This window comes from Candidatus Hydrogenedens sp. (genome assembly GCA_035378955.1).
GTDB lineage: Bacteria > Hydrogenedentota > Hydrogenedentia > Hydrogenedentales > Hydrogenedentaceae > Hydrogenedens.
In genome coordinates this window covers 1-14,700 of the sequence record DAOSUS010000076.1, presented here as the reverse complement: position 1 = coordinate 14,700, position 14,700 = coordinate 1, and the positions used below count along the sequence as shown (strand labels likewise).

General features: G+C 37.0%; 11 protein-coding genes. 1 reads left to right on the top strand and 10 read right to left on the bottom strand.

What is annotated here, in order from left to right:
* Window positions 1-648, top strand: a 648-nt coding sequence (locus tag PLA12_12210; protein HOQ33260.1) for an SIS domain-containing protein, incomplete at its 5' end; no start/stop codon positions are given.
* A 319-nt stretch (window positions 649-967) separates the two neighbouring features.
* Here the strand turns inward: PLA12_12210 and ahcY are convergent.
* From ahcY to PLA12_12160, 10 genes are all read right to left on the bottom strand, one after another.
* Window positions 968-2,425: an adenosylhomocysteinase gene (ahcY, locus tag PLA12_12205; GenBank protein ID HOQ33259.1), complete on the bottom strand. Its 1,458-nt coding sequence runs from the start codon at window positions 2,423-2,425 to the stop codon at window positions 968-970.
* Between the two features lie 91 nt (window positions 2,426-2,516).
* Complete coding sequence (locus PLA12_12200) at window positions 2,517-4,121, bottom strand: ADP-ribosylglycohydrolase family protein (GenBank protein HOQ33258.1); 1,605 nt, start codon at window positions 4,119-4,121, stop codon at window positions 2,517-2,519.
* A gap of 20 nt (window positions 4,122-4,141) precedes the next feature.
* Window positions 4,142-5,296, bottom strand: coding sequence for a 2-iminoacetate synthase ThiH (gene thiH / locus PLA12_12195; protein ID HOQ33257.1), 1,155 nt, complete (start codon window positions 5,294-5,296; stop codon window positions 4,142-4,144).
* 18 nt (window positions 5,297-5,314) lie between these two features.
* Window positions 5,315-6,139, bottom strand: a complete 825-nt coding sequence (locus PLA12_12190) for a thiazole synthase (protein ID HOQ33256.1) — start codon at window positions 6,137-6,139, stop codon at window positions 5,315-5,317.
* A gap of 101 nt (window positions 6,140-6,240) precedes the next feature.
* Window positions 6,241-7,980: a CehA/McbA family metallohydrolase gene (locus PLA12_12185; GenBank protein HOQ33255.1), complete on the bottom strand. Its 1,740-nt coding sequence runs from the start codon at window positions 7,978-7,980 to the stop codon at window positions 6,241-6,243.
* Window positions 7,981-8,009: 29 nt separating this feature from the next.
* The gene (locus PLA12_12180; protein ID HOQ33254.1) at window positions 8,010-9,527 is read right to left on the bottom strand and encodes a hypothetical protein; all 1,518 of its coding nucleotides are present in this window, start codon (window positions 9,525-9,527) and stop codon (window positions 8,010-8,012) included.
* Between the two features lie 48 nt (window positions 9,528-9,575).
* Entirely contained in the window at window positions 9,576-10,751 is a 1,176-nt protein-coding gene (locus PLA12_12175) for an HRDC domain-containing protein (protein ID HOQ33253.1), read from the bottom strand.
* Between the two features lie 29 nt (window positions 10,752-10,780).
* Window positions 10,781-11,566 (bottom strand): phosphoribosylformylglycinamidine synthase subunit PurQ, encoded by a 786-nt coding sequence (locus PLA12_12170; protein HOQ33252.1) that lies wholly within the window; start codon window positions 11,564-11,566, stop codon window positions 10,781-10,783.
* Between the two features lie 9 nt (window positions 11,567-11,575).
* Complete coding sequence (purL, locus tag PLA12_12165; GenBank protein ID HOQ33251.1) at window positions 11,576-14,542, bottom strand: phosphoribosylformylglycinamidine synthase subunit PurL; 2,967 nt, start codon at window positions 14,540-14,542, stop codon at window positions 11,576-11,578.
* Complete coding sequence (locus PLA12_12160) at window positions 14,526-14,687, bottom strand: hypothetical protein (protein HOQ33250.1); 162 nt, start codon at window positions 14,685-14,687, stop codon at window positions 14,526-14,528. Before PLA12_12160 ends, purL begins: the two co-directional genes overlap by 17 nt.
* Window positions 14,688-14,700: the final 13 nt, after the last annotated feature.

Genomic DNA, 14,700 nt, shown 5'->3' with positions numbered 1-14,700 from the left:
ATTGGCGTGGCTTCTACGAAAGCTTATACCTCACAATGTATGGCGTTTGCCCTGTTTACAATATGGTTAGGGCAAATTCGCGGAACACTCACCAAACAACAAGCCCGAGAAATGATTGAGCATTTAAGAACCATTCCGGCAAAAGTTGATTATATATTAAAAAATCATGAAAAAGTAAAAGAATTAGCCAATCGACCTGAATATAAAGATGCCGAAAGTTGCTTCTATTTAGGAAGAAACTTTAATTTCCCGAGTGCCTTAGAAGGTGCATTAAAACTGAAAGAAATCAGTTATATCCATGCCGAAGGTTATGCCGCAGGAGAAATGAAGCATGGCCCGATAGCCCTTGTTACGGAGACTTTCCCGGTTATTTGTATTGCAGTAAAGGGCGATACTTATGAAAAGATGGTATCAAATATACAAGAAATTAAAGCACGGCGTGGATTGGTTATCAGTGTAGCAACAGAAGGTGATGATGATATTGTTGCCCATAGTAAAGATGTGATTTATGTTCCCGATTGTTATGAACCCTTTAGTCCTATTGTTGTTGCTGTCCCATTACAACTTTTCGCTTATTACATCGCCGTTAATCGTGGGTGTGATGTAGACCAACCCCGTAACCTGGCGAAAAGCGTTACTGTAGAATAAAAAATATAATAAATACGGGCGAATTTATATATATTCGCCCGTATCTTTTTTATTGGTGAATAATTCAAATAAACACAAATATAGACTAAAACTTTTCAATTAATTTGTTTATAATTGTGAATCTGCGGATATTCTGAATACAAGTTAAAATCTGGGATTTTCTTATTAGGGAAGCGGTACACTTCTATTATTTACAAAAGTGAATGAACTTTGATGTTTAAACTATAAATCAACCTATTTTATATAATTTATTGTGGCTTTTTATATAAAAATGAAACGAGGAATCTTGCTATTTATTTAAAGAAATTATGAATGCAAATTAATATCGGTAGTGGTCAGGTTTGTAGGGCCCGTCAATAGGAACGCCGATGTAGTCAGCCTGTTTTTGAGTTAATCGGTCTAATTTTACACCGATTTTTTCGAGATGCAACCGAGCAACTTCTTCATCTAATTTTTTAGGTAGTGTGTAAACTTTTCCTCGCTCATATTTTTCAGGTTCGGTAAATAAGGCAATTTGAGCAAGGGTTTGATTTGTGAATGAATTGGACATAACAAAGGAGGGATGTCCTGTGGCACAGCCTAAATTAACCAGTCTTCCACGAGCAAGCAAGATGATTTCTTTGCCGTCCGGAAAGATAAATTTATCTACTTGCGGTTTAATATTTTCTTCACGAATATCTTTTTGAGATTCTAACCAAGCCACATCAATTTCTGCGTCAAAATGTCCGATATTACACAGAATAGCACGATGTTTCATTTTAATCATGTGTTCGCCACGGATAACATCGCAACAACCGGTTGCCGTAACAAAAATATCGCCGATGGATGCAGCGTCTTCCATTTTCATCACCTCATAGCCTTCCATAGCTGCCTGTAAAGCACAGATAGGGTCAATCTCGGTGATAATAACGCGTGCCCCTAAACCACGCATTGCTTGGGCACAACCTTTGCCCACATCACCATAACCAGCCACAACAACCGTTTTCCCTGCAATCATAACATCTGTGGCTCTTTTTAATCCATCTCCTAACGACTCACGACAACCATAGAGATTATCAAACTTTGATTTAGTTACGGAATCGTTAACATTCATAGCACGCGTTAGAAGTTTGCCTTCTTTCATCATTTGATATAAACGATGAACACCGGTAGTTGTTTCTTCAGATACACCAATCCAATTTTCAACAGTTCGATGCCAGCGTTCAGGGTCTTCTTGATAAATCTGATGAAGCAAACTATCTATAATTTGAAGTTCTTTATGTCCATCGCTGATAGGAGGGAGTTTTCCATTTTTACGGACATATTCTTCTAATTCATAACCTCTATGTATGAGAAGTGTAGCATCTCCACCATCATCTACTACCATATTAGGTGTTTCTCCATTAGGGAAGCACATGGCTTGATAAGTGCACCACCAATATTCTTCTAATGTTTCCCCTTTCCATGCAAAGACTGGAGTTCCTGTAGCAACAATAGCGGCAGCTGCCTGGTCCTGGGTGGAATAGATATTACAAGAAGCCCAACGAACATCTGCCCCTAATATTTTTAATGTTTCTATCAAAACAGCCGTTTCAATTGTCATGTGAAGAGAACCCATAATACGGGCACCTTTCAACGGTTGTTTTGTGGCATATCTTTCGCGAAGAGCCATTAATCCGGGCATTTCATGCTCTGCCAATTCGATTTCTTTTCTACCTAATTCTGCCAGTTTAATATCTCTGATTTTATAAGGCAGACCTGAATGAATTTTTGGGAAACTTATGGGAGCGACAGCCATATTTAAACTCCTTTTTTATGAGAGGTTTTCATTGTTTTGTTAGTCAAGTATATATTTTAAACGATTTAGGGTAGTTCTTTCATGTTTGTAATTATTGAAATGCAATATTTCCGAAACAGGCGATGATGTTATTTTTTTGTTCTATGGAATAGATTTCAATGGTTATTACATGTTGACTACCAGCCCATTTTTCAATATTTACAGGTAATTTTACCCACTGTGTATCATTAACTGACTGTTCATAAACGGGAAGATAATCTACTCTAAATCGAAGTAAAAAAGGTTTGTTCTGAGGAGAGCATATTTCTATTGATAATTGTTTCGTATTTGATGGGATTTCGGAGAAATATTCGATAAGAGCAGGGACACCTTCTTCTGGCGGGATAAGCATAAGCACATTATCCCGATTAAATTTATTTTGAAATACGCCTACTTCTTCTGATTTCTTGCAAGATTTTACCTTCCAGAGAGAGTTCCATTTTGCTATTTCTTCAGTAGGAATAGGTGGTTTAAAAATTTCTTTTTTATTTACCCACTGTTCTAATGTCGGTGGGGGAGTTGGTTTTTGAACAGGGATTTTGTAGATGTCGTTTTCAATAGTTCCACCTGCTTTTAAGATGATTTGCTCAGCAACACGAACAGATGCGTCAATAAGAGTGTTCCAAGAATAGTTCGTAAAAATGAATTTATTATCACTAACCTTGGGTAAATGCTCTTTCCAGATAGGTTCTAAAGCAGAAAAACCTTTCATACAACATAAAATACCGGCAGATGATGAAGGATTGCAATCGGCATCCTGCCCGCAACGCGTAGTAATTTCAAGTGTTTTTTTCAAGTCTCCCTTCCCATAAAGTAAACCAATAGCGACATAAGCACCATTGATTTTTGCATCAATATTTACAAGATTTCCCGGTTCGCAGTCTATATCGTCCTGCCATTTGTGTTCAATATATTTCCATGTTTCAAGCCAATCATCAGGATGCTGGTGATAAGAGGTAATAACATCTTCTATACATTTGCGATAAGTGCTTTCGGGTGGGATACATGAAAGTCCTAATTGAACCACTTCTTCGACATTGTCATCAATAAAGAAAGAAGCGGAATACATCCCTGCAATAAAGTATCCGGCATAAAGTCCATCACCATAATTCATGATGGAACCAAAGACTTCGCCCAATTGTTGCATTTCTTTGAACAAGCCAGGGGTAATAATTCCGAATAAGTCGCTTTCAATCTGAAAATCAATATCATCTGCATGAGGATTAAAACGAGGATGACCCGATAGGGGAGGCATAATGCCTTTTCTTACATTTTCACGACCTGCCTTGTTCGCATGCCATAAAGGATATTTCGAATTAGCAAAGGCTTTTCCTGCCTGTTCAAATGAAATATTAACTCCCTGTTTTTCAATGGATTCTAAAAAAGTCATTTCAACATATAAATCATCTTGCGCAAAGGCTCGTTCCAATGCTTCCGAAGTCCATTTATCTAAGGGTTCAAGTATAGGAATTCCGTTGGAACGAAATTCATACTTATCTCCATAAGTAACACCTATCATTTGCCCTAACCATGCTCCTTTACATTTATCGATGTATTTTTCACGGGAAAGTTCCTTAAATTCTGATGGGTTTGGTGTTTGGGCATACGCTGTAAGGATAAAAACAAAGAGGAAGATGAAAACAAAGTATTTTTTCATTTTAAGTCTCCTGATATTTTCTATAATGATTTTATAAATCCGGGGTCAAAGTCAACCCAGACGGGGTCATAGCCTTTATTTTTAATGGCAGATACGACTTCTTCTACGGTTCGTTGGTCATCAATTTCGAATTGTTCTAATACAGGACGCTGTGTAGGGGTAGATTCTTGATAAACTTTATAGCCACCGGGACGAGTTGAAGACCCAGCACTCATAGATGTAATTCCTAACGGAATGAGATGGTCACGCACTTCTGCACTTTCACGAGTGCTTAAATTGAAAGGAGAATAAGGCAGGAAAAGTCGCATAGCAGTAATAATTTGAACCAATTCCTGAAGGCTAACCAGATGAGGAACCTTAAATCGAGAAGGGGTATGTTTTAGCCTTGGGAAGGAGAGAGAAATAACACTTTGCCAACACATTTTTTCTAAGTATTTTGCATGTAAAGCAAGCCATACAATATCGAGATGCCAGTCACTTAATCCCAGCAGGACACCACAAGTAAGCCTACGAATACCGGCTCTCCCAGCCCTTTCCAGAGCATTGAGGCGATATAAATAATCTTTTTTCTTTCCAGATAAATGCACCTTATCATATATATCTTTATCATAAGTTTCCATGTATAAGGTAACACCTTCTGTCCCGTCCTTTGCCAATTGGGCATAATGTTCTTCATCCATGGAATACACTTCGACACTAACCGATTTGAAATATTCTTTCGCTATGTGCACTGCCTGAGATATGTAATCTACAGGAACTATTTTAGGTGCATCGCCAGTAAGGAGTAATACAGTCTGAATGCCTCTTTTATTCAGTTCGTTGCATTCGCTTCGTATTTGTTCTTCCGTGAGTGTAACTCGTTTTTCACGGATACCCGAATGCGATGCAAAATAACAATATACACAATCCGATGCACAAAGATTGGAAAGATAAATAGGTGCATATAAAGATATGGTTCTTCCAAAGTGCCATCGTGTTAGTCGGTTTGCTTTTTGAGCCATTTTTTCAAGGAAAGGTAATGCTTTTAGAGAGAGGAGAGCAATTAAATCCTCAATAGATAAAGTGTCTTTGTCCAAAGCCAACAAGACTTTGTCTTCGTCAACTCTATTATATATTTCCTGAATATATTCTGAATTCCAATGATTAAGAATATTTGAAAAAGAGAAAGGTTCCATATAATTACATAATGTTTATTAAGATTTATTATTTGAATTTGAGTTAAACAAGAAACCTGTTAATGGGGAAGAAGCCTCTGCGGTATCTCGTTGTGGACCTAAACCGGCTCGGAAGGCTAACCGTCCTGCTTCAGTAGATAAGCGGAAAGCCATTGCCATTTTTTCATGGTCTTGAGCATCAGCAAGTGCTGTATTTACAAGAACAGCATCGGCACCTATTTCCATTGCCTCTGCGGCATGGGAAGGTGCTCCCAATCCTGCGTCTACAACTACTGGAATATTAGATTGTTCTATGATAATTTTTATAAATTCTTTCGTTTTCAATCCTTTATTGCTACCGATAGGAGAACCTAATGGCATAACTGTTGCCGTACCTAATTCTTCCAATTTTTTGGCAAGTATAGGGTCTGCCTGAATATAAGGAAGGACAATAAATCCATCTTTAATCAATAATTCTGCTGCTTTGAGTGTCTCAATAGGGTCAGGTAGCAAATATCGAGGTTCAGGAGTTAATTCCAGTTTTACCCAGGGTTCCAATCCTGCAGCCCGAGCAATTCGTGCTAACTTTAAGGCTTCCTCTGCGGTTCTGGCTCCACTTGTGTTTGGTAAAATTAAAACTTCTTTAGGATTGAGAACGGAAAGGATACTATCGTTTTCTGGTTTTTTTAAGTCAACCCGTCTAAGTGCAACAGTTACAATCTCTGTGCCAGAAGCCTTTATAGTTTTTCGTAATGCTTCAGCAGAGGGAAATTTGCCGGTGCCGATTAAAATACGGGATTTAAATTTTCTACCCGCTATGATAAGAGGGTCATTGTATAAATAAGTACTATTTGTTTCTTCCATTGGATATGCCTTATTGGAATAGTTATTGATATAACAAAGATTACTTCAATCTCATTTCGATTGGTGTATTATATTTTATCAAAAAAAGGAAATGTAAAAGGTTAGTTTTCAGGAAGGTTGAGATAGGAACCTTCTTCACTGGGCTTAATTTCTATCCATGCTTTTTTCGGGTCAAATTTAGGCAAACGCCAGAGTAATTCAGCAGTAATATCTTGTGCATAAATGGGGCTGGTCATAGCATATACTTCCACATCGCCAAAACCTTTTGTATTCTCTGGAGGACCTATAACACGGAGACGGTAAGCACCACTGCGGACAGGTTTGTCCGTGAAACGAACCGTAAAGTTGTCGCTTTCAATTATTTTTGTAACGATGGGTCTTCCATTAAATAAAACTTCTAATTTTTTTCCTTTTGCATTTTCAGCGATGGCTTCAAAACGAATGTCTATCCCTAAGGGAACAATGCCCCCAATACTTACATCTATTTTATTATCGGCTAATGAATCAGCCATAAAACTTAATTTAGGACCATTAACCCCTGTAGATACATAAGTTCTACCTAAACGAAGTCCTTCAAGGATAGCAGCTAAAGATTTATTTTCTGCACGAACATAGGTTATAGGTGTTCCTAAGGGAACCGATGGATTTGAAGAATGACTTCCTGCAATACCACAGACCATAGCTCCCCGTGCTATTTCATAATCCCAGAAACGGGCAGATTGAGAATTAGCGGAAACAGAGGCTATTTTTGATTCATTTACAGCCGCAGCAAGGGAGTAAATAAATTTTCCGTCTTTTTTTTCTTTGAGCCAATCGTCTAATTTGTCTAAAGTAAGGGGTGGGATGGCTCTCCATTCTCTACACCATACCTGAATAGCATTTACATAATTTAATCCCCATCGCCAGAATCCTGTGGGGAAACATGGATGTGCAATAGCAAAAATACCTCCCTGTGCCTGAACACGAAGGCATTCTGCCTGTGCTTCTGGAATTGTTGTTGGGCTATCCAAAGGTGTTCGTGGACAGTAGACCAGAGCATATCCCATCTGGTCATTTCCCCATTTCATTGCAGGTATGAGAACAAGTTTGTCGGAACGATATTCAGGGTCTTCAATGGATTTTAATGTGTTTATATCTGTTATAGCGAGGAAATCAAGCCCATCCTTTTCTGCTCTTTTGATTAATTCTCCTACGGTTTCACTACCAATACTATATTTAGAGAAGCAACATAATTCACCTTTATACCATCCTGGTTTATTCTGGATAACTTTATTTTCGACAGGTATTGTTTTTTTACCGGGGATATCCAGAGGGTTGTAAGGGTCTGTGCCCGATTCTATTTCAACTCTATCCAACACAAGGTCACAATCACTATCAAAATCTCTTAAAACAAGGGGACCTGTAGTTCCTTCTAAAAGTGTGATTGGAATGAAAACAGGTTGATTTTCTTTTATGGTAATATCTTTGATTTGAACCATTACAGGGACCCCGTTATCATAGGCATAAACATAAGCTCTAAAACTTCCCACAGGGACTTTTTGTTCTCCTTTACCTTCAGGAAAATCAAAGCGGTATCGTTTCCCATCTTCTATATTCAATAAATCAACTCTGGCTCCCCAATACTTTCCCAAGACATCCGTTACATCAATATCTAATGTCCCTTTGGGTCCTGAATATTCACTATATTGTTGGTTTTCATATTGGTTAGTGGGAATAGACTGTTTCGGGGGAGAGTTTTTATCAGAAGATTTCTTTTTAGCGTAAATATTATCTGTTGCAAGAAATGATAGGATTAATAAACAGAGAATATAAAAAAGTTTTACTTTATTTTGCTTTTGCATTATACAGCGTCCTATGTAGTATCAGATGATTAGAAATAACATCTTGCACCTATGTAAATATTTGAGTTTTCCATAAATTGTCCAAAGAAGGTATAAGGTTCATTCCCAATAAATATATTGGCACCACCTTCGACCCACCATTTATCATTTATCTTATAACGAACATTAGGTCTTAAAAAGAAGTCCTGGTCTGTTGGTGAATAATACATGAACCATGACAAAATAAGATTTTGGTTCATTAATTGTCTTGTGAGACGGATTGTGGTTAAGAGGCGATTTTCATCTTTATTATGTACCCAGAAGGGCTGATTGCTTTCGTAATTTTCATAATCTAACATGTGTTCTAAATAGACCTGGAAGGCGCCAGTAAAGTCTTTTGCTAATTCCTGTTCATATCCTACTAAGAAACGAAATTCGGAGTTATTTATGAAGGGACTACTTCCATCACGGTCTTCTTTAGAATCGTAATAACCCATTTCTAAAGATAGTATCCCTTTTCCCACAGGTCCTCTTAAACTGGTTCCATAAACATTTAGTTTTGGAAAATAGGCTTGTAGAGGAGGTAATAGTTTCTGCCCACCCGGACTTTTCCATCTTCCAGAATAAGCATATAGGGCAAATTCGAAGTTGTTTATCTTTCTATATGCACGGAAAGCCCATTCATCATCATGGAAGCGAGGACCAGGATGGTCGGGTCGAATTTCTTGTTCTTCCCCTTGGAGTTCATTAAAAAGAGGATTCCAGAAAGTGATAGGGTCACCTGTGATATATCTATCTGGTGTAAAACGGGGAGTATATACAAGTTCGAAGTTAAACCATTCGGGGTACCAACCTAATTTTATGGAATCAGACGGGGCTTTAAGATATTCCTGTTCTCTTCCCACGAAAAAGGAATTCCAATCTTTGGGGAAGAGGTCATTAATAAAAATTTGGTCTCCTGTTCCCCATGTAAGAATTTGTCGTCCTATTCGTAAATCTAAAGTGGGAGATAATGTCCATGTCAACCTTGCCTGGCGAAGGTCGAAATTTAATTCTTCTTGAACAAAATCTCCGTAAAAGTCCCCTGTAGTTTCAATGCTTACTTTATCCCAGAATTTATCGGCTCTTAATTGCAAACGAGATTCACCCAGGATTAAGTCTTTTGATTGTTGCCTGTCTTCTCTATAACGAATCCCGGCACGATTATCCCAAAATCCTTTGATATCTATATGAAAAGGTATTGATTTCTTTTGTTTATTCTCTTCTTTTTTTTCTTCTTTATTATTATATTGTCCTAACCCTTGTGGGAGTTGGGGTTCATTTGTAGGTTGAGATTGCAATCCTTGGGGAAGTTGCGGTTCTGAATGAGATGATGGTGATAAACCTTGCGGTAGCGTAGGTTCGTTGTTGTTAGGGGGTTGAGAGGGATTGGTGTTTTCTGTTGAAGATAATCCTTTAGGTAAAGCAGGTTCATCTGTATAAATAGGGTGATTTATTATGCACATTGATATGATTATAGGAAGAATAAAAATAAGCCTATAAAAGAATTTATTTAGTTTTAACCACATAATACATACTCCCACAATAGAAATTGTAATTATTTTTATAATATTGTATTACGATTGTTGTTGTTCAGAAAACTCATCGGCTTTCTTAAAAAGATTAATTATTTCTTCACCATACATTTTTAAACGCACAGGTCCCAGAATTTCTAATTGCTCCAGTTCCGATATAGTTTTAGGACCATGTAATGCTAATAGGAAAAGTTTGTTTTTGGGGATGATAGCATCAGAATCAATATCACGCATAATTGATTTTTGTTTTCTCCATTGTAAAAGAAGAGAGGTTCGGTTTTTTATTTGTGGATTATTGTTTACTGGAGGTGTATATAAAGGTTCTTCCGAATTTATCGTTTTTAATATAACTTCGAGTAGTTCCTGTTTTTTAATTTTATTTGATATTGAATGTGTAGTTGTTATGAGATTTAATTCATCAAGAGTTTCGGGAATTTTTTTAGATATGTTTAGCAGGCATTTGTTGGAAATTAATTTGTTAGGAAGAATATGTAAAGATTGACCTAATTCTTCACGGAAGAAGAAAAGTTTTTGTAAGATTTTTAAATTTTTTTCAGGTAGATTTTTACTTCGAAATGCTTTATAGAATTGAATGGATTTTTGTTCTTCCTCTTCTACTATTATTCCTTTTGAAAAATCATTAAAAATTTCTTGTGCCTCATCCCATAAGCCTTTTTCTTCAAGTTGTTTTTGTAAAACTTCTGCTAATGGGATTAGATAATGAGAATCCCGATAAGCATAACTTAGTTGTTGATTAGAAAGAGGACGATGTTTCCAGTTTGATTTCTGAAATTTTTTATCGTGTTGGACATTTAAAAATGTTTTAAGTAAGGAGACAAGTCCTAATTGTTTGCAACCCAAAAGTTTTCCTGCCCACATAGTATCGAAAAGATTTATAATTTGCCATTTGTATTGTTTCCAGAGCAATCTTAAATCGTATTCTGATGCATGAAAAATTTTTAAAACATTTTTATTGGCGAATAGTTCTCCTAATTCCGGGAAAGGAAAGTGGGCTAATGGATCCAATAGGAAGTCAAAACCACGGACCGAAATTTGAATGAGACAGATTTCACCAGGGTATTCATATAAAGAGTTTGCCTCAAGGTCAATAGCGATTTTAGGTTCGATTGAAATGATTTTAAGTGCATTTTCCCAGTCTTTTCTTGTTTGTATCAGATTATAATCATTTACAGCAAAATCAGATTTTTTCTTATGCATATATTACAAATCTATTAAGAGTTACTATGTTATAGATGAGAATTGGCAAAGGAAACTCCATTCTCAAATATTTTTAGACCATCTCCGGGTCCTTTAAGTTGAAGACGATTCCATAAAGGATGTAATTTGGCATCCCAAAAGGCTTCTGGATGAGGCATCAAACCAAAAATCTTACCCGAAGGGTCGCAAATACCTGCGATGTCTTCTATAGAACCATTGGGGTTAGCGGGATATTCTCCCTTTGCCAATGACTTATCTTTTTTTGCATATTGTATCACGATTTGATGGTTTTCTTTAAGTTGTTTTAAGATAATGTCATCTTTTGTTATGAATTTTCCTTCTCCGTGTCGAACAGGTAATTCAATATATTCTATACCTTTTGTCCAGATACATGGTGAACTTGTGTTTACATTTAAGGAAACCCATCTATCTTCAAAACGACCCGAATTATTATGAGTTAATGTTACCAATTGTTTAAATTCTTTTTGAAACAGAGGTAAGATACCCATTTTAACCATCACCTGGAAGCCATTACATATACCAATAATGAGTTTTCCATCATTGATAAATTTTTGTAGAGGTTTTTCTAAACGATAACGAATTCTATTGGCTAAGATTCTGCCTGATGCTATGTCATCACCGAAAGAGAACCCGCCAGGAATAGCAAGAATTTTAGATTTATCCAGATAATCCGGTTTTTCAATTAAATCATTGAGATGGATAAGTAAAGGTTCACCACCTGCTTGTTGGAAGGTGTGTGCTGTTTCCCGTTCACAATTTATGCCAAAACCTGTTAGAACAAGAACTTGAATCATAAACTTTCCTTATATCCGTAAAGTTTTCTGCCATGCTTCTTTAAGTTCAAAAATAGAAGTATTGATGATAAGGTGACTTGTAACGCCATAAACTAAAAATTGAGGTTGTTCTGTTACTTCACCTAAATAGAAAACATCCAAACCGTTCATTAATTTCAGGAAATCGTTTTCATATTGAGGAGATACGGTTACAATATGACGGCAAGGTGTCTCGCTAAATAAAGCGACAATATCGTTATGAACACCCATTGTCATAATGTCTATTTTCATGCCAAGCCCACCTGCAAAAGCACTTTCTGCTAATGCAACAGCAAGCCCACCATCAGAACAGTCATGACAGGAGGAAATCCATCTGTTTTGGATAGATTCATATATTCGGTTATATTGGAGTATGGCTTTCTCTGTATTAACGGTAGGAACAGTTCCTCCTTCAAACTTATGAATTTCTGCCCATTCACTTCCACCTATTGCTTCAACAGTTTTACCAATAAGATAGACTTTATCTCCGGCGTTTTTCACATCCATAGTCATTGTATTCTGTATATCTTCTATAAATCCAATTGCAGTAAATAATAATGTAGGTGGGATAGATATTTTGATGTTTCCAATTTTGTAATCATTTTTCATGCTATCTTTACCGCTTATCAAAGGAACTTTGTAGGCAAGGCAGGTATCATGCAAGCCCTGACAGGCTAAAACCAATTGAGCTAATTTATGTGCGCCATCGGGTGTCTTTTCACTTTCTACAGGGTCAGGCCAGCAGAAGTTATCTAATCCAGCGATATTACCTAATTTTACACCTACTGCTACTAAGTTTCTGACAGCTTCGTCCACAGCATTTGCAGCCATCTGGTAACAGTCTAAGTCGCTATATTTGGGACAAATACCACAACTAATTGCAAGACCACGATTGGAACAATAAATAGGACGAATTACTGTTGCATCACCAGGACCGTCATGGGTAATTCCCTGGAAAGGTTTAATCACTGTTTGAGCCTGAACTTCGTGGTCATACATTCTGACAAAGGTTTCTTTACTGCAAACATTCAAACTACCTATTACATGTAGTAAGTCTTCAGTGAGATTTCCTTTATGTTGAATATAGAAGGATTTCGGCTCTGAACTTGCTAATTTTGCCCGTAAATTCATTGTAGGAACGCCATCATGTAGGAAATCCATAGACAAGGATGCAATTAATTTGCCATTAAAATAACATTCCAGAAATCCTGAATCGGTAAATTCTCCTAATATGGTAGATTCAACATCTCTTTTTTGAGAAAGATTCATAAATTCATTAATGTGTTGAGGAGATACAGCTACAGTCATTCGTTCCTGGGATTCTGACAAGAAAATTTCCCAGGGAGCCAATCCGGCGTATTTGAGAGGAGCACGGTCTAAGTAAACTTTTGCACCACCTGAACCTCTTGCCATTTCACCTATACTTGAAGATAATCCCCCAGCTCCATTATCCGTTATTGCATTATATAACCCACGGTCTCTTGCTTCGAAAAGGAAATCGGATAGTTTTTTCTGTGTAATGGGGTCGCCTATTTGAACAGCAGTTACTGGTGAGCCTTCATGTAATTCTTCCGAGGAAAATGTGGCTCCATGAATTCCATCTTTACCAATTCGCCCTCCAATCATTACAATAAGGTCGCCTTTATATGCTTTTTTCTCATGGGCTAATTTATTATTTATTTTTTTGGGAATAATGCCCCCTGTTCCACAGAACACAAGGGGTTTCCCTAAAAACCGTTCATGAAAGACAATAGCACCGTTTACTGTGGGAATACCGCTTTGATTTCCGCCATCACGGACACCTGCGTGAACTCCCCGTAATACTCGCCGTGGATGGAGTAATCGTTCCGGAATTTTACCTTCATAGAAAGGTGATGCAAAACAAAAAACATCTGTATTAAGAATACAACGGCATCCCAAACCGGCACCTAAAATGTCCCGATTAACTCCCACAATTCCTGTAATAGCACCACCATAAGGGTCTAATGCAGAGGGGCTATTATGGGTTTCGACTTTCATTGATATGAGGTGTTCATTATCGAAATCTATTAATCCTGCGTTGTCATGAAAAACACTAACCAACCACGGAATTTCTGATTTCAATTTGTCCGTAGTGGATTTGATAAAGGTCTTGAATAGGCTGTTGACTACTGTATAATTCCCGTTACTATCTTCAAATTTAATATCTGCATTGAATATTTTATGTTTACAGTGTTCAGACCATGTTTGTGCTAATATTTCAAGTTCGATATCGGTTGGATATTCAGGGAGGTTGAGGGCTGTGCGATGTTTTTTTGTAATTGGATTTTCAAAATACTCTTTTATGGCTTTCATTTCGCGTAAGTCAAGGGCTAAAAGTCTTTTTTGACTTAATTCTAATAATTCTGAATCGGAAAGGTTTAGAGATATTGTTTCAACAATAGTTTTTGTTTTTTCTGTTACTAAGGGGATAGGTAATAAAGAAATATCTTTTTGATTAGATAATTCATCATAAGACAAAACTTTCCAGTGTTGTATGAGTTCATTTGCAAGAAGTTTTTGAGCGACTTGAGAACAGTTTTCTTTTGATAAACCGGAAAACCAATACATTGTGGATTTAAACACAAATTCATCTGGCTTTAGGTTTCTCGATAATGTGTCCTGTATTCCTTCCCGTGCACTTTTCCCGACATTATCCGTTACACCTGGACGAAATCCGACTTCAACCACATGTTGGTATTCCTGAGGAAATTTTATATGTTGGTTTATAGAAGCGATTTGAATAACGGAATCTGAAAAAAGTTCTGTGGCTACTTTTTCGAGTTCTTTCGGTGTTATTTCGGCTAAAATGGTATAAACATCTACTACGCGAACAGATTTGCAGGTAATAGAGAGATCATCTTTGATTTGAGCAGATAAACTTTTCCCTATGGGGTCCTCTAATTCGGGACGGATAGTTACTTCAATTCGGTTGAGCATATTTCAAATTACCCTTATAATATACTTTTCTTTCTCCTTTGATTGCTTTTCCTACAATATGTGCAGAAACGCCGGCCTGTTCAAATGCCTTTATTACTTTTGTTAAATGGTCTTCAGGGATTATAAATAGTAATCCAATGCCCATATTAAAAACTCGC

What these genes read in the sequence shown, in the direction of transcription:
- ahcY (HOQ33259.1), bottom strand. Translation starts at nt 2,425, where the DNA reads ATGGCTGTCGCTCCCATAAGTTTCCCAAAAATTCATTCAGGTCTGCCT.
- PLA12_12200 (HOQ33258.1), bottom strand. Translation starts at nt 4,121, where the DNA reads ATGAAAAAATACTTTGTTTTCATCTTCCTCTTTGTTTTTATCCTTACA.
- thiH (HOQ33257.1), bottom strand. Translation starts at nt 5,296, where the DNA reads ATGGAACCTTTCTCTTTTTCAAATATTCTTAATCATTGGAATTCAGAA.
- PLA12_12190 (HOQ33256.1), bottom strand. Translation starts at nt 6,139, where the DNA reads ATGGAAGAAACAAATAGTACTTATTTATACAATGACCCTCTTATCATA.
- PLA12_12185 (HOQ33255.1), bottom strand. Translation starts at nt 7,980, where the DNA reads ATGCAAAAGCAAAATAAAGTAAAACTTTTTTATATTCTCTGTTTATTA.
- PLA12_12180 (HOQ33254.1), bottom strand. Translation starts at nt 9,527, where the DNA reads ATGTGGTTAAAACTAAATAAATTCTTTTATAGGCTTATTTTTATTCTT.
- PLA12_12175 (HOQ33253.1), bottom strand. Translation starts at nt 10,751, where the DNA reads ATGCATAAGAAAAAATCTGATTTTGCTGTAAATGATTATAATCTGATA.
- PLA12_12170 (HOQ33252.1), bottom strand. Translation starts at nt 11,566, where the DNA reads ATGATTCAAGTTCTTGTTCTAACAGGTTTTGGCATAAATTGTGAACGG.
- purL (HOQ33251.1), bottom strand. Translation starts at nt 14,542, where the DNA reads ATGCTCAACCGAATTGAAGTAACTATCCGTCCCGAATTAGAGGACCCC.
- PLA12_12160 (HOQ33250.1), bottom strand. Translation starts at nt 14,687, where the DNA reads ATGGGCATTGGATTACTATTTATAATCCCTGAAGACCATTTAACAAAA.